Annotated in this window: 20 protein-coding genes; 9 read left to right on the top strand and 11 right to left on the bottom strand. The window is 70.7% G+C overall.

Annotation, left to right across the window (positions count from 1 at the left end; genetic code table 11):
* Nucleotides 1-6: 6 nt before the first annotated feature.
* Genes BU204_RS14855 through BU204_RS14835 form a run of 5 tightly spaced genes read left to right on the top strand, consistent with a single transcriptional unit; the run spans nucleotide 7 to nucleotide 2,939 of the window.
* Nucleotides 7-771, top strand: a complete 765-nt coding sequence (locus BU204_RS14855) for an ESX secretion-associated protein EspG (protein WP_075126254.1) — start codon at nucleotides 7-9, stop codon at nucleotides 769-771.
* Nucleotides 772-783: 12 nt separating this feature from the next.
* A complete protein-coding gene (locus BU204_RS14850; protein ID WP_075126253.1) occupies nucleotides 784-1,212 on the top strand; it encodes a YbaB/EbfC family nucleoid-associated protein in 429 nt (142 codons plus the stop codon).
* Nucleotides 1,209-1,520: a hypothetical protein gene (locus tag BU204_RS14845; protein ID WP_075126252.1), complete on the top strand. Its 312-nt coding sequence runs from the start codon at nucleotides 1,209-1,211 to the stop codon at nucleotides 1,518-1,520. Before BU204_RS14850 ends, BU204_RS14845 begins: the two co-directional genes overlap by 4 nt.
* Nucleotides 1,513-2,445 carry a hypothetical protein gene (locus tag BU204_RS14840; protein ID WP_075126251.1) on the top strand — a complete coding sequence of 311 codons (933 nt, stop codon included), beginning with the start codon at nucleotides 1,513-1,515 and terminating at the stop codon, nucleotides 2,443-2,445. Before BU204_RS14845 ends, BU204_RS14840 begins: the two co-directional genes overlap by 8 nt.
* A 23-nt stretch (nucleotides 2,446-2,468) precedes the next feature.
* Nucleotides 2,469-2,939, top strand: a complete 471-nt coding sequence (locus tag BU204_RS14835; RefSeq protein ID WP_198942881.1) for a gluconokinase — start codon at nucleotides 2,469-2,471, stop codon at nucleotides 2,937-2,939.
* Here BU204_RS14835 and BU204_RS14830 read toward each other — a convergent pair.
* On the bottom strand, nucleotides 2,831-3,778 hold the full coding sequence (locus tag BU204_RS14830; protein WP_083661323.1) for a LysR family transcriptional regulator: 948 nt from the start codon (nucleotides 3,776-3,778) through the stop codon (nucleotides 2,831-2,833). The two genes, BU204_RS14835 and BU204_RS14830, sit on opposite strands and share 109 nt — an antisense overlap.
* A 140-nt stretch (nucleotides 3,779-3,918) precedes the next feature.
* On the opposite strand from BU204_RS14830, the gene BU204_RS14825 reads away from it, so the two are divergent.
* Complete coding sequence (locus BU204_RS14825; protein WP_143229517.1) at nucleotides 3,919-4,410, top strand: hypothetical protein; 492 nt, start codon at nucleotides 3,919-3,921, stop codon at nucleotides 4,408-4,410.
* A gap of 18 nt (nucleotides 4,411-4,428) precedes the next feature.
* On the opposite strand, the gene BU204_RS14820 is transcribed toward BU204_RS14825, so the two are convergent.
* A complete protein-coding gene (locus BU204_RS14820; RefSeq protein WP_075126248.1) occupies nucleotides 4,429-5,859 on the bottom strand; it encodes an Nramp family divalent metal transporter in 1,431 nt (476 codons plus the stop codon).
* Nucleotides 5,860-5,934: 75 nt separating this feature from the next.
* On the opposite strand from BU204_RS14820, the gene BU204_RS14815 reads away from it, so the two are divergent.
* On the top strand, nucleotides 5,935-6,924 hold the full coding sequence (locus tag BU204_RS14815) for an o-succinylbenzoate synthase (RefSeq protein WP_075126247.1): 990 nt from the start codon (nucleotides 5,935-5,937) through the stop codon (nucleotides 6,922-6,924).
* Here the strand turns inward: BU204_RS14815 and rbsK are convergent.
* The 6 genes from rbsK to BU204_RS14785 all read right to left on the bottom strand — a co-directional run bounded on the left by rbsK (nucleotide 6,913) and on the right by BU204_RS14785 (nucleotide 11,607).
* Entirely contained in the window at nucleotides 6,913-7,806 is an 894-nt protein-coding gene (gene rbsK, locus BU204_RS14810; protein WP_075126246.1) for a ribokinase, read from the bottom strand. The two genes, BU204_RS14815 and rbsK, sit on opposite strands and share 12 nt — an antisense overlap.
* A gap of 4 nt (nucleotides 7,807-7,810) precedes the next feature.
* The gene (gene mgrA, locus BU204_RS14805) at nucleotides 7,811-8,839 is read right to left on the bottom strand and encodes an L-glyceraldehyde 3-phosphate reductase (protein ID WP_075126245.1); all 1,029 of its coding nucleotides are present in this window, start codon (nucleotides 8,837-8,839) and stop codon (nucleotides 7,811-7,813) included.
* Nucleotides 8,840-8,944: 105 nt separating this feature from the next.
* Complete coding sequence (locus BU204_RS14800) at nucleotides 8,945-9,388, bottom strand: DUF6319 family protein (RefSeq protein ID WP_408608009.1); 444 nt, start codon at nucleotides 9,386-9,388, stop codon at nucleotides 8,945-8,947.
* An 88-nt stretch (nucleotides 9,389-9,476) separates the two neighbouring features.
* Nucleotides 9,477-10,109, bottom strand: a complete 633-nt coding sequence (locus tag BU204_RS14795) for a LysE family translocator (RefSeq protein WP_408608010.1) — start codon at nucleotides 10,107-10,109, stop codon at nucleotides 9,477-9,479.
* A gap of 14 nt (nucleotides 10,110-10,123) precedes the next feature.
* Nucleotides 10,124-10,801, bottom strand: a complete 678-nt coding sequence (locus tag BU204_RS14790) for a DUF998 domain-containing protein (RefSeq protein ID WP_075126242.1) — start codon at nucleotides 10,799-10,801, stop codon at nucleotides 10,124-10,126.
* A gap of 47 nt (nucleotides 10,802-10,848) precedes the next feature.
* Nucleotides 10,849-11,607 carry a TetR/AcrR family transcriptional regulator gene (locus tag BU204_RS14785; protein ID WP_075126241.1) on the bottom strand — a complete coding sequence of 253 codons (759 nt, stop codon included), beginning with the start codon at nucleotides 11,605-11,607 and terminating at the stop codon, nucleotides 10,849-10,851.
* A 115-nt stretch (nucleotides 11,608-11,722) separates the two neighbouring features.
* On the opposite strand from BU204_RS14785, the gene BU204_RS14780 reads away from it, so the two are divergent.
* Together BU204_RS14780 and BU204_RS14775 are read left to right on the top strand one after the other, a co-directional pair.
* Entirely contained in the window at nucleotides 11,723-12,688 is a 966-nt protein-coding gene (locus BU204_RS14780) for an ATP-binding cassette domain-containing protein (RefSeq protein WP_075126240.1), read from the top strand.
* Nucleotides 12,681-13,463, top strand: coding sequence for an ABC transporter permease (locus BU204_RS14775; protein ID WP_233160332.1), 783 nt, complete (start codon nucleotides 12,681-12,683; stop codon nucleotides 13,461-13,463). The genes BU204_RS14780 and BU204_RS14775 overlap by 8 nt, the downstream gene beginning before the upstream one ends.
* Before the next feature lie 7 nt (nucleotides 13,464-13,470).
* Here BU204_RS14775 and BU204_RS14770 read toward each other — a convergent pair whose 3' ends face one another.
* The 3 genes from BU204_RS14770 to BU204_RS14760 form a co-directional block, all read right to left on the bottom strand.
* Entirely contained in the window at nucleotides 13,471-14,568 is a 1,098-nt protein-coding gene (locus BU204_RS14770; protein ID WP_075126239.1) for a PD40 domain-containing protein, read from the bottom strand.
* A 109-nt stretch (nucleotides 14,569-14,677) separates the two neighbouring features.
* A complete protein-coding gene (locus BU204_RS14765; protein WP_075126238.1) occupies nucleotides 14,678-15,520 on the bottom strand; it encodes a carbohydrate ABC transporter permease in 843 nt (280 codons plus the stop codon).
* Complete coding sequence (locus tag BU204_RS14760; protein WP_233160331.1) at nucleotides 15,517-16,497, bottom strand: carbohydrate ABC transporter permease; 981 nt, start codon at nucleotides 16,495-16,497, stop codon at nucleotides 15,517-15,519. The genes BU204_RS14765 and BU204_RS14760 overlap by 4 nt, the downstream gene beginning before the upstream one ends.
* Between the last annotated feature and the right edge of the window lie 16 nt (nucleotides 16,498-16,513).

The following is a 16,513-nucleotide window of genomic DNA, read 5'->3' as shown; positions in this document are numbered from 1 at the left end:
ACCACTATGGGCGGCAGGATCACGTTGAGCCGGCTCGAGTATGACGTGCTGTGGGAGCATCTCGGGCTGGGGCCGTTTCAGCCGGTACTCGCGGTCGAGTCGCCGGGGCGCACCCACGACGAGCGCGCCGAGCTTCGGGTCAAGGCCTGGGCATCGCTTGCCGCACGCAACCTCGGCCGCCCGGACGACCTCGACGAACGGCTCGCGCACCGACTGGCTCGGCTCGCGCGGCCGGAGTGGGAGATCGACGCGCGGTTGCAGCTGAGCGAACACGGGCCACGCACGACCGCCCTCGCGGCGGTGGCCGGGCGGGGCGCCACAGTGGCCGTGTTGGACGACGAGCTCGGGTTGTGGTCGGTACGGCCGGACCAGGTCGTGGCCGAGACGGCCGCGTTGTTGCCGCCGCATCCGGCCGGCACTGGCGGGTCGATCACGTTGCCGGCCGCGACACTCGACCACGCGGCTGGACGGGCGGGAGCGGACCGGGACCGGTTCTGGCGGGCCTTGACAGCGAAAGGGCTTCCTCGCTCCGAGGCGACGAAGGTCACGGGGGTGTTGGCCGAGGTCGTCCGAATGGGACACTTCGGAGCGGCGCGCACGACCGCCGACCGGACCCGTCGTCGGGCCTCGTATGTCGTCAGCGTGTACGACACCCCGACGAACCGGTACCTGTTCACCAGGAAGAACGGCTGGGTGACGCTGCTACCGGGAACCGACGCCGCGCTTCGGCGTCAGCTGGACGAGCTGCTCGGCGAGCTGGGCCGGGCCTGAGAGAGGAACACGGTGGAAGGCAACCCGTTCGCCGGCATGGAGCCGGAGGCGATGCTGCGAACCCTGCGCGAGGAGGCCGAGCGGCTCGAGGCCAAGGCGACCGAGCTGCGCGAGAACCTGGCCGCCGCGAGCGCGACGGCGACCTCGCCCGACGGAGCGGTGACCGTCACCCTCTCGCCGACCGGTGCGTTGCAGAACATCTCCTTCTCCGCCAAGGTTTCCGACCACCGACCCGAGGCCCTCGGGGCGCTGGTGATGCGGACCGTGCGTGAGGCCGGGCGTCAGGTGTCGACGAAGCTGACCGAGTCGCTCGACCCGGCCACGGCGGAGTTCGTCCGCCAGTTCGCGCCGGAGCCGGAGGAGGAACACCTCGGACGGTCGGAGCAGCATCCGGACGAGGAGTACGGGGGCGTTCTCCGGAAACGAAAGGGACGGTCGTGACCGACAGGACCGAAGTAGCGACTGGCGAACTCCGCAGGTTCGCCCACGGCGTGGAGCACCGAGGCGAGGCGATCAGCGCGGCGTCGGACCACGCCGCCTCGTTCCTGTCGGACAGACTTGCCTTCGGGGTGCTCAACGCGCCCTTCGTCGGCTGCCTGATGGACTCCGCGGACGAGGCGGTCCGAGGGCTGAAGCAGCTGGGCAACGCGGTAAAAGTGGACGCGGGTAAGGTCCGGTACTCGGCGGACACCTTCGACAGGACCGAGGAGAACCAGGTACAGCGGTTCGGGGGTGAGCAGGATGGTTGAGCCACTGGCGGGCGCCGGCCCGGTGGACACCCTCGCCGAGCTCGGCCAGTCCATCGCCGCGGGTGACATCGACTCGGTGGTGGCCAACACCGGCCTTCTCGGAGTCGACATGATCGGCGCGTTCGCCAACCCCATCGACACCCTGGCCACGTCGGCGATCGGGTGGATGCTCGAGCACATCCCGATGCTGCGCGTCCCGCTCGACGTGACCGCCGGGAACCCGGATGCCGTGAAGAACGCCGTGCAACAGTGGAACGACACCGCGCTCGCGCTGGAGAACATCGCCAACCAGCAAGGGAACTCCCTGCGGACGGAGGTCCCGACCTACCTCCACGGCGACTCGACCTCGTCCCACGAGTTCGCCGCCGCCATGAACCACCGCGAGGCGCAGATCCGCGGTGCGGCCCTCACGTGTGCGGAGATGGCGAGTGAGACCGCCAAGGCCGGTGCCGACGTCGCCGTCGTCCGCGGCGTCATCCGGGACATGCTCGCCGACTTCGCCTGGCGTACGTTGCAGTGGGCGGCGGCCCAGCTCGCGGCGGCACCGATGACCCTCGGTGCCACCTCGGTTCAGATGCTGTGCAGGGTCATGGAGCACGCCGCCGACGTCTTCAGGCGCATCATCGGCAAGCTCGACGAGCTTGTGGACCACCTCGGGCACCTCGGTTCCAGGGTCCAGCAGCTGGCCCACCGGTTCGACAAGGCCGTGACACCGCGAATCCCGGTGGGCTTCCGCGAGGTCGAAGGACTCGGGCCGCTTGCCAGGAAGGTGCCGTTGGAGATGGCCAAAGAGGACGCGAAGCTCAGTACCACTGGGACCGCCACCAGCGACGACGTGGACGCGGAACGCGCGCGACAGCTGCACGAGCGGCTGCCTACCGACGGTGAGACCGTGGACTGGTGGACAAAGAAGGGACAACTGTGAGCGTAGCCGCCCTGGTCGTGGTAATGGGGGTCACCGGCTGCGGAAAGTCCACTGTAGGCAAGGCGATCGCCGCTCGGCTCGGGATGCCGTTCGCCGACGCGGACGACTTCCACAGTCCGGCCAACGTCGCCAAGATGACCGCCGGTGTGCCGCTGACCGACGAGGACCGGGTGCCGTGGCTGCACGCCATCGGCACCTGGCTCGCCAGCCAGCGCGACACCGGCGCAGTCGCCAGCTGCTCCGCGCTGCGCCGCCGCTACCGGGACGCGCTGCGCGACACCGCCCCGGACGTCGTGTTCGTCCACCTGCACGGCGACCGGGAGACCGCCTACCGGCGGGTGTCCAACCGTCGCGGGCACTTCATGCCGTCCTCGCTCGTGGACTCTCAGTTCGACACGCTCGAGCCGCTCGAGCCGGACGAGCGGGGCATGGTGCTCGACATGTCCCTTCCGGTCGACGAGCTGGTGGACCAGGCGGTCGGCGAGCTTCGATAGCTTGCCGTCGCCAGCTGGACGAACGACTGGACCAACGGGCTCGTCCGGCTCTCTTTCCAGGCCAGGATCACGCGGCTGGGACGCATGTCGACCACCGGCACGACGATGAGTCCCGCCGCGGGCCTGTGGCCGACGAGCGTCATCCCGACCGTCCCGTTCCAGAGAACGGCCTGCTGGCACTCCTGGACCGCTCGCACCACCGGTCCCTCGCGGGTTTCCCCACCGTTCCAGTAGGACTGCCAGCGGGGGTCGGTGCCCGCCGGGAACACGAACCACCGACGCCCCGCCAGCTCGGCGAGCGTCAGGCTCTCGTGCCGGGCCAGCGGGTCGTCGGCACGCAGCAGCGCGCCCACCGGGTCCGCGCGCAGCTCGCGCACCACCAGGCCGGTCTCGTCGAACGGTGCCCGGGTCAGGGCGATGTCCACCAGGCCCGCGTGCAGTCCGCAGGTGGGATCGGTCAGGTCGGTCTCGCGCACGCTGACCTCCACGTGGGGATACCGCCGGCGGTAGGCGCCGGCCAGCCGGATCAGGTCCGGGTCGGTGCTGTCGCCGAGGATGCCGACGGTGATGGTCGCGGCCCCGGCAGCGGCGGCCACGCGCAGGCGGGTTCGGTCGGCCTGGTCGAGCAGTGCCCGTGCCTCGTCGAGCAGCACCACCCCGGCCGCGGTGAGCGTGACACCGGCCGGGGACCGGTCGAACAGTCTGGTGCCGAGCTCGGCCTCCAGCTGCTTGATCGCCCGACTCAGCGCCGGCTGGCTGATGTGCAGTCGGGCGGCGGCACGGCCGAAGTGGAGCTCCTCGGCGACCGCGACGAAATAGCGCAGCGTGCGAAGCTCCATGCTGCGACGATACCCGCACGGTATCGGCGACGCGGGCAACGGAATCGGGCTCGCCGACTCCCTACCCAGGAAAATTGACTCGGCTGGCCTCAACGTCAAGATTTGTCGAACCCGGCCTCGTGCGCTCTAAGCTCGCGATCATGAGTGCTGGGGAGGCTCCTCGGTTGCCGGGCATGCTGTGGTTCGCCCGGCTGGTGTTCGTGTCCATGGGGTTGTTGCTGCTGGCGGCCCACGCCCTCGGTTCCCTGACGTCCGACTCGCAGGTCGACGCGTCCGTCGAGAACGTTGTCGTCGACACGCTGGCCTGGCTGGCGCCGATCGTGATGCTGGTCCTCGCCTTGTGGCTCCGGGGTAGCGGCAACCTGGTCCGCGTCCTCCTCGCCCTCGTCGTCGTGTTCCTGGTGTCCGGGTCGATGGAGATCGCGATCGGGGACTTCCTGTCCGACGACTCCGGGGGTGGAGGGATGTTGGCGCTCCCCGTGGTCGGTCTGGTGTCCTTGCCGCTGCTCTACGTGGCGGTGGCCCTGCTCTTCCTGCCGTCGTCCAACGCGTACGTGCGGGAGATCCGCCGGCTGCGGTTCACCGGCCAGGCGCCGCTCGGGCCGTCTCCAGCGTCCGATCCGGAAGGATGACCAGGGCCTCCGCGGTGGTCAGAACTTCTTCACCTGGTCGATGATCGTCAGCACGCTCAGCACGCCGAACAGTGCGAACGACCAGGCCAGAACCCCGAGCCGCACCCCCTTGATCCGGATCTGCTCGGGCAGCACCTTGCGGTTGAGCATGATCAGCAGCGCCGAGTAGACGAACATCATCACGCCGCCGACCGACGCTGAGATCACCAGGAGCACCAGTGGCTGCGCGAAACCGGCCACCACGATCACGCACCCGACCAGCACCAGCCCCCAGACGATTCCGAAGTAGAGCGAGCTCTCCTTGGCCTTCGGTGCGTATGCCGTCTTGATCACGTCGGCGACCAGCCGGCCGGTGTAGTCCACGATCCCCAGCGCCGCGGCGAACAGGGCGAACGCTCCGATCGCCCAGAACAGCGTGCGGAACCAGCCGCCGACCGTCTCGCCGAGCACGTTGCCCTCGACCTGGAGGAACGCGATGCCGTTGGCCACGTCGTCCCGGCCGAACACCGTCGAGTACGCCAGCAGCGAGGTGAACATGATCGACAGGAACGTGATCAGCACGAACGTGTAGAGCTGCTCGCGGTTCGCGAAGCGCCACCAGGCACGCCACCGGCCGAGGTTCTCGTCGGTCGGCTCGAAGATGAAGCCGGTGCTCGGCGCCGCCTCCGGCTTGCCGGTGACCGGGCTCGCGATGCGCGGGACGTACCGCCCCATGCCGAAGCCCTTGTCCCGGATCCAGTTGCTCTGCACCAGGTTCTGCCCACCGCCGGCGCCGGCGAACGCCAGCGCACCCAGCAGCAGCGCGAAGCCGAGCGACTCGGCCGGGATGGACGCGTCCGTCACGATCTTCGGCACGTCGCCCCACGCGTCGGCGGAGATGGCGACGAACGCGCCGACCACCAGCAGCACGGCCACCGCGGCGACCTTGAGCATCTCGGCCCGTTCCAGGGCGACGTAGACGACGGGTGCCAGGGTGAGGATCAGTCCGATCACGAGCAGCATCCCCATGGCGATCCACTTGACATCGCCGCCCCAGAGGTAGGTGACCAGCGTCGCCGACGAGGTCACCCAGCCGGGCCAGAGGTTCGCGAACAGCGCGAGGACGGCGAACACGAGCCCCCAGTGCCGCCAGAAGCGGCTGAACCCGGTCAGCGCGGTCTCGCCGGTGGCCAGCGTGTAGCGCTCGATCTCCATGTTGATGAAGAACTGGGTGGCGAGGCCGACCAGTGCCGCCCACACGAACACCAGCCCGACCTGCGACGCGATGTAGGGGAAGAGGACGAACTCGCCCGAGGCGAGCCCCACGCCGGCCGCCACCACGCCCGGTCCGATGATCCGCCACGTCGATGTCGGGGCCTCCGGCAACTGTCTGATCTCCGGCTTGGCCAGGTGCTTCGCGGGGAACCGGTCGACCACCGAGGACGCCACGCCGTCGTGCTGCCTCGTCATAGCCCTCATCACCTTTCCACCTGGGAAACGATCACGAAAATCCTATCCGCCCCGGGTGGACTAGCGTTAATAACGATGAAGACCATGATCGACTTCCACGAGGCCCGGACGTTCGCCATCCCGATGACGACGCGCTTCCGCGGCGTCGACGTGCGCGAGGGCATGCTGATCGAGGGACCGGCCGGGTGGGGCGAGTTCTGCCCGTTCCCCGAGTACGACGACCCGGAGGCGGCGTCCTGGCTCACCGCCGCGCTCGAGGCCTGCACGGTCGGCTGGCCCGACCCCGTCCGCGGGCGCGTGCCGATCAACGCGATCGTGCCCGCGGTGTCACCGGAGCGCGCCCACGAGATCGCCTCGTCCTCGGGCTGCCGCACGGTCAAGGTGAAGGTGGCCGACCACGCGGACTCCCTGCCCGAGGACATCGAGCGGCTCGCCGCGGTGCGTGACGCCCTCGGCCCGTCGGGCGCGGTCCGCTGCGACGCCAACGGCGCCTGGGACACCGACACCGCGATCACCGCGATCCCCCGGCTGGACAGCGCGGCGGGCGGGCTGGAGTACGTCGAACAGCCCTGCCGGACGGTGGAGGAGCTGGCCGCGGTCCGCCGTCGGGTCGACGTGCGGATCGCCGCGGACGAGTCCATCCGCCGCGCGGCCGACCCGCTGCGGGTGGCCCTCGCCGAGGCGGCCGACGTCGCCGTGCTCAAGTGCGCGCCGCTGGGCGGGGTTCGCCGTGCGCTGCGGGTCGCCGAGGCCTGCGGCCTGCCGTGCGTGGTGTCCTCGGCGCTGGAGACCAGCGTCGGGCTGGCCGCGGGCCTGGCCCTGGCCGGTGCCCTGCCGACCCTGGACTTCGCCTGCGGCCTGGGCACCCTGTCCCTGCTGGCCGGGGACGTGGTCGGGCCGGCGCGGTCGCTGCTGCCGGTGGACGGCTACCTGCCGGTGGCCCCGGTTCCCCCGACCCCGGAGCCGTCCCTGCTGGACCGCTACGACAACGCCGACCCCGAGCGCGCGCGGTGGTGGCGGGACCGCCTCACCCGCCTGGTCGAGCAGGGGCGTTCACCGGAGTGACCCACCGGCCTGCTTCCGGGTCGGCATTCCGGACTGGGCACCCCAGCGGGTGGTGGAGATGCCGGCCACCCGCACCGCCCAGGCCGTCGCGTCCTCGAGCGAGTCGCCGCGGGCCAGGCCGTCGGCAAGGGCGCCGCAGAACGCGTCGCCCGCGCCGGTGGTGTCCACGGCCTCGACCGGCGTAGCCGGCACGTGCGTTGTCCGTCCCCTGTGGAGCACGAGGGCGCCGTCCGCGCCGAGGGTGACCACGACCGCGCCGGGGCCGGTCAGTGCCTCGGCCTGGATGACCGCATCGTCCAGGGTGGATGGTTCCTGGTTCCCCGTCAGGAACGCCAGCTCCGACCGGTTGGGCACCAGGACGTCCACCGAGGACAGCAGGGCCGGGGTCAGCGGACGAGCCGGGGCGGGGTTGAGCACCACCCGGCCGCCGGCGCCCCGGGTCGCCGCGTCGACCACCTCCGGCGCGATCTCCAGCTGGATCAGCGTCACCTCGGCCTCGGCGAGCAGCGACCCGGCCGCGGCGACGTCCTCGGTGCCCAGGCGCGCGTTGGCACCGGGACTCACCGCGATCGTGTTCTCGCCGTCCTCGGCGACGGTGATCAGCGCGATGCCGCTCGGGGTGTCGGCCACCTCGCGCAGCCAGTCCAGCCGCACGCCGGCCGCCTCGAGGGCGCCCCGGATCGTGCCGGCGAGCTCGTCGTCGCCCACACACCCCACGAACGCGACCTCGCTGCCCAGCCGGGCGGCGGCAACCGACTGGTTGGCGCCCTTGCCGCCCGGGGTGCGCAGGTGGTCACGACCCAGGACCGTCTCGCCGGGAGCCGGGAGGGTCGCCACCGGCACGACGAAGTCGACGTTGCAGCTGCCGACGACCGCGATCATCGCGTCAGTGGGCGCTGGAGCGGGCCCACAGGTTGATGCCGCTCTCCTCGGCATGCCGGTCGATCTCGGCCAGCTCGTCGTCGGTGAACTCCCGCGTGTCCAGCGCGGCCAGGTTGTCCTCCAGCTGCCGGACGCTGGACGCGCCGATCAGCGTGGAGGTCATCCGCGGGTCGCGCAGGGTCCAGGCCAGCGCCATCTGCGCCAGCGTCTGCCCCCTCCCCTTCGCGATCTCGTTCAGCGCGCGCACCCGCTCCAGGTTCTCCTCGGTGAGCATCGAACGCGAAAGCGAGCCGTCGCGGCTGGCGCGTGAGCCCTCGGGGATGCCGTCGAGGTAGCGGTCGGTGAGCATGCCCTGCGCGAGCGGGGAGAACCCGATACAGCCGACGCCGAGCTCGCCGAGGGTGTCCAGCAGCTCGCCCTCGACCCAGCGGTTGAGCATCGAGTACGACGGCTGGTGGATGAGCAGCCGCACGCCCATTCCGGCGAGCAGGGTGTGCGCCTCCCTGGTCTTGGCCGCGCTGTAGGAGGAGATGCCGACGTAGAGCGCCTTGCCCTGCTGCACGGCCGAGGCCAGCGCACCCATCGTCTCGTCCAGCGGGGTGTCCGGGTCGAACCGGTGGGAGTAGAAGATGTCGACGTAGTCCAGCCCCATCCGGGACAGGCTCTGGTCCAGGCTCGCCAGCAGGTACTTGCGCGACCCGCCGCCCTGGCCGTACGGCCCCGGCCACATGTCGTAGCCCGCCTTGGTGGAGATGACGAGCTCGTCCCGGTAGGGCCGGAAGTCCGACGCCATCAGCGCGCCGAAGTTCGCCTCCGCCGAGCCGTAGGGCGGGCCGTAGTTGTTGGCGAGGTCGAAGTGGGTCACGCCGCGGTCGAACGCGCGGCGCAGGATCGCGCGGCACTGCTCGAGGGGGACCTCGGTTCCGAAGTTCTGCCACAGGCCGAGCGAGACCGCCGGGAGGTGGAGCCCGCTGTCCCCCGTGCGGCGGTAGGACATGGTCTCGTAGCGGTCCTGCGCGGCGGCGAAGCCCATGCTCATCTCCTCGAGGTGCTGGCGGGTGGGCCGATCGTATGTCCTGGCCGACCCGGTTCGCCCGCCGGAGCCGGCGGCGGTGGATCCCGCCGCCGGTGCGGGCGGTCAGTCCTCCTGGAGCTCGGCGAGCGCCTGCCGCACCTTGGACAGCTCGGCCTCCAGCTCGGCGAGCCGGGACTGGTGCTGCTGGCGCGCGGCGTCGAGCACGCTCTCGATGGCCTTGGAGATGTCCTCGTGCAGCTCCGCGGCGGCTCGGGAGACTGCGGCGGCCGGGACCGACAGGCCCTGCAGGACCCGGGTGCCGGACTGGGTCAGCTCGGCCTGCCACTCGCCGTCCATGGTGCCGGTGACCGTGAGCGTCAGCTCGACCGTGCGGGTCTTGCGGGCGGTGCTGCCGGGCTTGCGGCCGCGCTTCTTCGGGGCCTCGGCCGCGGCCTCGACCGGCGCGGGGGCGGCCTCGACGGTGGGCTCCGGCGCCTCGGCGGCGGTCGCGGGCTTCTTCTTCGGGGCCTCGGCGGCGGTGGGCTCGCTCGTGGGGGACACCCTCACGCTCCTTCGTCGTCTCGAACGCTGCGGGACGCAACATTAGAACACGCGTTCCCATGACATGTTGCGGCGGTCGAGGGAGAACGGTAGGTCAGTCCCTTCGGCCGCTCACCGCGAGGCCTGCCCCCAGGCCGATCATCATGAGCCCGCCGGTGCCCCCGACCAGCTCCAGGCGCCGGGGCGAGCGGGCGAACCAGGCCCGCGCGGTGGCCGCGGCGAGGGCCCAGACACTGTCGAACACCAGGGCGGTCACCGGGAACAGCGCGCCGAGCACGAGCATCTGGACCGGCACCGCGCCGGCCTCCGGAGCGACGAACTGCGGCAGCGCCACGGCGAAGAACAGAATCGACTTCGGGTTCAGCAGCCCGACCACGAGACCGTCCCGCACCGAGCGCCCGGCGGAGTACACCGGCCGCACGGCGAGCGCCTCGGTGACCCGCCGGCGGTGGCGGATCGCCTGGACGCCGAGGAACACGAGGTAGCCCGCGCCGGCCAGCTTCACCGCCGTGAACACCGCCGCGGACCGCTCGACGAGGACCCCGACCCCGAAGGCCACCGCGACGACCTGCAGGTAGACCCCGACCGCGTTGCCGACGACGGTCAACAACGCCTCCCGCCGTCCGACGGTCAGCGCGCGACCGATCGTGAACAGCACGCTCGGCCCCGGCACGACCACCATGACCACGGTCAGCACCGCGAACGCCGCCACCTGGCTCATCGACATCACGGTCGAGAACGCTAGACCGCAGCGCGAAGCACGTCCTCCGAATTCCCCGCCGGTCGGGCGGCGGCACCGAGGGCCACCCCGAGCACCAGGATCGTGATCGCGGCCACCCCGCTGAACGTGATGCCCCGCTCCACCAGGCCGAGCGGCACGAACCGCCACCACGGCCCGCCGCCGGCCGACATCCGGACCACGCCGACGAGGATCACGCAGAACTGGGCGAGGGAGAGCACGGCGAACCCGCGTGCCGCCAGGCGCCAGCCCGGACGCCCGGCGAACGCGGCGCCGGCCGCGAGCAGCACCGCCAGCGGCAGCGAGACGAACGCGACGACGCTGGCATAGCGATGGACGAGACCGCTGATCGAGGGCCCGACCGACCAGTCCGTCTTCGTGAAGTACACGATCACCAGCAGGCTGAGCGTCCACAACGCACCGAAGAACACGGTGCCCGACCACGGCCGGACCACCCGGTGGCGCACCAGCAGCGCCAGTCCGAGCGCGGAACCGAGCGCGATGAGCAGCACCGAGACGTCGAACACCCACTTGTTCGGGCCAAGGGCGTACTGGCTGAGCGTTCTACGCACCGGGCTGATCTCGCTGGTCGGCGGCACGACGTGGAGGGCGAGCATCAGCGCGACGCCGAGCAGCAGCGCGGCCAGGCTCGCGACCGCCACGGCTCGTGCGTTGGACATGCGTTCCACAGTAAGCAGCGAACCTATGAGCAAGGTAAGAAGACAAATCAGACAGCGCGGGACGCGATCAACACGCCGAACCCGTCCATGAGCCGGGCCAGACCGAACGCGAAGTCGTCGTCGAGCTGTTCGTCCTCGTCGACGAACGGCTCGGCCGCGAGGACCTCGTGCAGCGCGGGGAACCGCTCGGGCGTGGTGAGCTTCATCAGGAGCCGGGGGTAGTCCGCCACGACCTCGACCCCGACCGCCCCCTCGGTGACGGACTCCGCGTCGAGCTGTGAGCTCATCGCCGCCCAGGCCCGCGTGTAGCTGGTCAACGTGAGGATCACCGACATCTTCTCTGCCGGCGTGAGCGGCGTGCCGGTCAGGCAGCGCAGGCCCTGCTCGAGGAAGGTGATCGAGTTCGGGGTGACCGGCGGGCCCTTGATGGGCACCTGCAGCACCCACAGGTTCTTCCGGTACGCCGCGAGCTCGGTCCACGCCCACCGCTCCAGGCCGGCCCGCCACCCGTCGTCCCGGGCGATCGTGGTGATGTCGACCTCGCCGAGGACGGCGTCGAGCATCAGCGCGAGCAGCTCGTCCTTCGACCCGACGTACCGGTACAGCGACATCGCCGAGGTTCCGAGCACCTTCGCCACCCGGCTCATCGACACCGCCGCCAGCCCCTCCTCGGCGGCTACGGTGACGCCCGCCCGCACCACGCGCTCCAGGCTCAGCCCGGCGCGCGGTCCCTTGGTCGGGCGCTCACGCACGCCCCAGGCCAACTCGAAGCTGGCCGGCAGCCCGGTCTCGCTCTCTCCGCTCATCCCCTGACCACCCCGATGTCGGCCTCAGGGTATTTCCCCGATGCACTGTTTATGTCATACGCAATATGGTTTACGCCATACGCAGAACCACTGACCGCGACAGACAGGGATCACCATGCCCGACCAGCCAGCGATCGAGGCCGTCGGCCTCGAGAAGTCCTTCGGCGCCGTGCGCGTGCTCGACGGCGTCGACCTCCGGGTGGCCCGGGGCAGCGTCTTCTCGCTGCTCGGCCCGAACGGCGCCGGCAAGACCACGACCGTGCGCATCCTCTCGACCCTGCTGCCCCCGACCGCGGGCACGGCCAGGGTCGCCGGGTTCGACATCAGGCGGCAGCGCGCCGAGGTCCGCCGCGGCATCAGCGTGACCGGGCAGGACACCGCCGTTGACGAGCTCCAGACCGGAGCCGAGAACCTCCGGATGATGGCTCGGCTGCACGGGCTGCGGGGGTCCGCGGCCAGGGCGCGGGCCGGTGCGCTGCTCGAACGGTTCGACCTGACCGAGGCCGGCGACCGGCGGGTCCGCACGTACTCGGGCGGCATGCGGCGGCGGCTGGACCTCGCCGCGAGCCTGATCACGCAGCCCGCGGTGATCTTCCTGGACGAGCCGACAACGGGCCTGGACCCGCGCAGCCGCCAGCAGGTCTGGGAGGTCGTCAACGAGCTCGTCCGGAACGGGGTGACGATCTTCCTGACCACCCAGTACCTCGAGGAGGCCGATCGGCTGGCCGACCAGATCGCGGTCGTGGACGGCGGGCGGATCGTCGCGCAGGGCCACGCCGCCCAGCTCAAGCAACAGGTCGCCGGCCACCGGCTCGACCTGGTCGCCCCGGACCCGGCCGCGTACGAGGGCCTGGTCCACCGGCTCGGTCCCCGCGCCACGCAGCCGGCGCCCGAGCGCCTGGCCGTCTCGGTCGCCACCGACGGCAGCGCCAACCACGTGCGGGCACTGCTCGACGAGCTCGATCCGGAACACCGCGCCGTCGCCCGGTTCACCGTCCACAGCGCGACCCTCGACGACGTGTTTCTCGCCCTCACCGGGCACGCCACCACCCAGTCCCAGAAGGAGACCGCCGGTGTCTGAGACCGCAACCCTCCAGCGCCCGGCCTCGCTCGCCGGCGACGCGCTGGCGATGACCGCCCGCTCGATCCGCCTTTCGCTGCGCAACATCGACGGGCTGATCACCGCGTTGTTCCTGCCGGTGATGCTGATGCTGCTGTTCGTGTACCTGTTCGGCGGGGCGATCGAGACCGGGACCGAGTACGTGACCTACGTGGTGCCGGGGGTGATCGTCCTGTGTGCCGGGTTCGGCTCCTCGCTCACCGCTGTCGCCGTGACCAACGACATGACCGGCGGCATCATGGACCGCTTCCGCTCGATGGACGTCAGCGGCGCCGCCGTCCTGGGCGGCCACGTGGTCGCCTCGGTCGCGCGCAACCTGATGTCCACCGTGCTGGTGATCCTGGTCGGGTTCCTGATCGGCTTCCGACCGCAGGCCGACGCTCCGGACGTGCTCGCCGCGGTCAGCGTGCTGGTGCTGTTCGTGGTCGCGTTCTCCTGGGTCGCCGCCGCCGTCGGGGTGCTGGCGCGCTCGCCCGAGGCAGCCGGGGGGTTCACCTTCTTCATCATGTTCCTGCCCTACCCGAGCAGCGCGTTCGTCCCGATCGACACCATGCCGAGCTGGATCCACGGCTTCGCCGAGCACCAGCCGATGACGCCGGTGATCGAGTCGATGCGCGGCCTGCTGCTCGGTACGCCGGTCGGCGACAGCGCCTGGCTGGCGATTGCCTGGTGCGCCGGGATCCTGGCGGTCGCGCTGGCCGCTGCGAGCGTGCTGTTCCGCCGCCGGATCACCTGAGGACAGATCACTCCTCGAGGGTGAGCCGGACCGGCTCACCCTCGAGGAGCGCCAGTATCGCCTTGGGTGCCCAGGCCAGGCGCATCCCGTCCACACCGGCCAGTCGCTCGGCCGAGTGCAGCTCCCGGGGTTCTCCGCCCGGCTCGGCGACGACCTTCACCGAGCCGGGCGGCTCGACGTAGGCGATGGCCTGCCCGCCCGGCGCCCAGGTCGGGAAGGCGACATCGCCGTCTGCCACCGGCACCGGGTCCCCACCGGTGGCCGGCACGACCCGCGCGAACCCGCCGGGCCGAGGGCTGGACGTGACGTACTGGGTGCCGGAGTCGACGAGCAGCCACTTGCCGTTCGGGGAGAACGAGAGCAGCATGCGGTCCTCGCCCTTCTTGCTCCGCATCACCTCGACGGCGTTCTGTCCGGAGTGGTCGGCCGTCCACACCGACGGCTCGTGGGCCCCGCAGGTCCAGGCGACCCGGTCGGCCGACCAGGCCAGCGCGACGAACTCGGCTCTGCCGCAGCCGATCGTGCCGTGCGACCGCGGCTCGCCCTCACCGTCCACGGCGACGGTCATCAGCTCGGAGGACCCGGAGTCCCAGTGCCCGCGGGCGAACCGGATCGACCGGCCGTCCGGCGACCAGGACGGCAGGAGGTCGATGTGGGCGTCGGGGTCCGGAGCGCTCAGGTCGAACTGGTCGACGCCGTCGTCGGTCAGGTTCTCCAGCCGGCCGTCGGCCAGGTCGAGGACCCACACGTCCGGATCGCGCAGCCGCCGCCAGAAGTCGCCGGTGAACACGAGCCGCGTGCCGTCGGGAGACCACTCCGCGTGGGCAAGGTCCGCGATCACCTCGTTGCCGATGCACTGCTCGCCGGCGCCCTCCAGCGAGGTGACACAGGGGTCACCGACCAGCCGGAGCAGCCGGTCGCCGTCCCGGGACACGCGGACCGGACCCTCGACGCCGGTCGCCTCGGTCCCGGTCACCCGGAGCGCGGCGACGTCGGGTCCGGCCAGCCGGCCCAGGTCGGGCCAGGCGGTCGAGGAGGAGCAGCCGGTCGAGACGAGACCGGCGAGGACGAGCCAGAACGCGATAACCGGGGTACGCCGCCACACCCGCCGATGATGACACCTCAGCGGCGCGGGTGCCCCGGTTTCGCCCGATCTCTCCCACCGGCGTGCTGTGGCCGCGGTCGGGACGACCGCGGCCACAGTGGAGCACGGGCTACTTGACACCGCCCGCGGTGAGCCCGGCGATGATCCGCCGCTGGAAGATCAGTACGACGACGACCAGCGGCACGGTGACGATCACACCGGCGGCCATCTTCGTGCCGAACGGGCTGTCGAAGCCGGTGATGCCGGTGAACTGCGAGATGGCGACGGTGGCGGTCTTCATCTCCTGGTCGTTGACCATCGACAGCGCGATGATGAACTCGTTCCAGGCCGCGATGAACGTGATGATCGCCGTGGTGAACATGCCGGGCGCGGCCAGCGGCAGGATCACCCGCCGGAACGCCTGGCCCCGGGTGAGGCCGTCCACCATCGCCGCCTCCTCCAGCTCCTTGGGCATCTGCCGGAAGAACGTGGCCAGCGTCCACACCGCCAGCGGCAGCGCGAACGAGAGGCTCGGCACGATCATCCCCTGGTAGGTGTCGATCCAGCCGATCTCGCTGAACAGCTTGAGCAGCGGCACGATCAGCGAGATCCCGGGGAACATCGCGGTCGCGATGATGATGCCCGCGACCAGGTTCTTGAACCGGAAGTTGAGCCTGGCCAGCGTGTAGGCGGCGAACGTGCCGATCAGCAGCGTGAGCAGTGTCGTCGCGCCGGCGACGACGACGCTGTTGAGCAGCGACCGGCCGAAGCCCACGCCCGGACCGAACACACCCCTGAAGTTCTCCAGCGAGAACGGGCTCGGGAGCCAGGTGTTCTCACCCTGGTCGTTGGGCCGGCGGAACGCCGACACCACCATCCAGTAGAACGGCGCCAGGCAGTAGAGCACGATGACCAGGATGCCCAGCTGCAGCAGCCACCGGCGGCCGCGCGGTGCCTGGGTCTTCGTGCTCATGTCGCCATCGCCTTCCTGCGCATCCTGCTCTCCTTGTTCCGCACCCTGGCCTCACCGAGCAGGTCGGCACCGAGCAGCTTCACGAACGCGTACGCGACGATCGCCACGTAGAGGAACAGGATCGTCGCGTAGGTCGCCGCCGGTCCGTACCTGACCTGGTTGGCCTCCTCGAAGGCCAGCATCGACAGCGTCTCGACCGAGTGCTTGCGCGCTCCGATGAGCACGTAGGGCAGGTCGAAGATGCGCAACACGTCCATCACCCGGAACAGCACAGCCACCATCAGGGCCGGCCTGACCAGCGGCAGGGTGATCCGCCAGAACTGGCGCCAGCCGCTGGCCCCGTCCACCCTGGCCGCCTCGTAGACGTCGTTGGGGATGATCTGGAGCCCGGCGAGCACCAGCAGGCCGACGAACGGAGCCGTCTTCCAGGTGTCCGCGATCAACACCGCGAGCTTCGCCTGGAACCCTTCCGTGGTCCACAGGATCTGGGTGTTGAGGATCTCGTTCGCGACGCCGTCCGCCTGGAAGATCCACTGCCACAGCACGGCGGACATCGCCGTCGGCACCGCCCATGGCACCAGGATGCTGGCCCGGACGATGCCCCGGCCGCGCAGCGCGTGGTGCATGACCAGCGCCATGGCGATGCCGAGCACGACTTCGATGGTCACCCCGACGATGGTGAAGAACGTGGTGTTGAAGAAGGCGTTCCAGAACCGCTCGGCGGCCTCGCCGGTGAACGCCTGCATGTAGTTGTCGATGGCGACGAACTTGTCGCCCTCGACCACGAATCCGCTCTCGTCGAGCCCTTCCTCCCTGCGGTAGAGCGACTCGCGCAGGGCGGAGATGAGCGGGTAGAGGACGATCAGGGCCAGCACGATCAACGTGGGCGAGAGCAGCGCGGCGGCCAGGCGGCCGTGGCGCTGCGGACTGCTTGCGGCGTCGCCGCCGGTGGTCGGCGGCAGGGCAGGAGCGGTCACGAGTTTCTCCCGTACA

This window comes from Actinophytocola xanthii, assembly GCF_001921205.1.
GTDB classification, from domain to species: Bacteria; Actinomycetota; Actinomycetes; order Mycobacteriales; family Pseudonocardiaceae; genus Actinophytocola; species Actinophytocola xanthii.
The sequence above is the reverse complement of the archived record's forward strand: the minus strand, read 5'-3'. Positions and strand labels throughout refer to the sequence as shown.

Excerpts from the sequence above, each read along its gene's own strand:
- BU204_RS14780 (WP_075126240.1), top strand. The coding sequence starts at position 11,723 with ATGCCCGACCAGCCAGCGATCGAGGCCGTCGGCCTCGAGAAGTCCTTC.
- mgrA (WP_075126245.1), bottom strand. The coding sequence starts at position 8,839 with ATGGGCTTCGCCGCCGCGCAGGACCGCTACGAGACCATGTCCTACCGC.
- BU204_RS14795 (WP_408608010.1), bottom strand. The coding sequence starts at position 10,109 with ATGTCGATGAGCCAGGTGGCGGCGTTCGCGGTGCTGACCGTGGTCATG.
- BU204_RS14855 (WP_075126254.1), top strand. The coding sequence starts at position 7 with ATGGGCGGCAGGATCACGTTGAGCCGGCTCGAGTATGACGTGCTGTGG.
- BU204_RS14765 (WP_075126238.1), bottom strand. The coding sequence starts at position 15,520 with ATGAGCACGAAGACCCAGGCACCGCGCGGCCGCCGGTGGCTGCTGCAG.
- BU204_RS14820 (WP_075126248.1), bottom strand. The coding sequence starts at position 5,859 with ATGACGAGGCAGCACGACGGCGTGGCGTCCTCGGTGGTCGACCGGTTC.
- BU204_RS14840 (WP_075126251.1), top strand. The coding sequence starts at position 1,513 with ATGGTTGAGCCACTGGCGGGCGCCGGCCCGGTGGACACCCTCGCCGAG.
- BU204_RS14785 (WP_075126241.1), bottom strand. The coding sequence starts at position 11,607 with ATGAGCGGAGAGAGCGAGACCGGGCTGCCGGCCAGCTTCGAGTTGGCC.
- BU204_RS14825 (WP_143229517.1), top strand. The coding sequence starts at position 3,919 with ATGAGTGCTGGGGAGGCTCCTCGGTTGCCGGGCATGCTGTGGTTCGCC.
- BU204_RS14835 (WP_198942881.1), top strand. The coding sequence starts at position 2,469 with ATGGGGGTCACCGGCTGCGGAAAGTCCACTGTAGGCAAGGCGATCGCC.
- BU204_RS14830 (WP_083661323.1), bottom strand. The coding sequence starts at position 3,778 with ATGGAGCTTCGCACGCTGCGCTATTTCGTCGCGGTCGCCGAGGAGCTC.
- rbsK (WP_075126246.1), bottom strand. The coding sequence starts at position 7,806 with ATGATCGCGGTCGTCGGCAGCTGCAACGTCGACTTCGTCGTGCCGGTG.
- BU204_RS14815 (WP_075126247.1), top strand. The coding sequence starts at position 5,935 with ATGAAGACCATGATCGACTTCCACGAGGCCCGGACGTTCGCCATCCCG.
- BU204_RS14790 (WP_075126242.1), bottom strand. The coding sequence starts at position 10,801 with ATGTCCAACGCACGAGCCGTGGCGGTCGCGAGCCTGGCCGCGCTGCTG.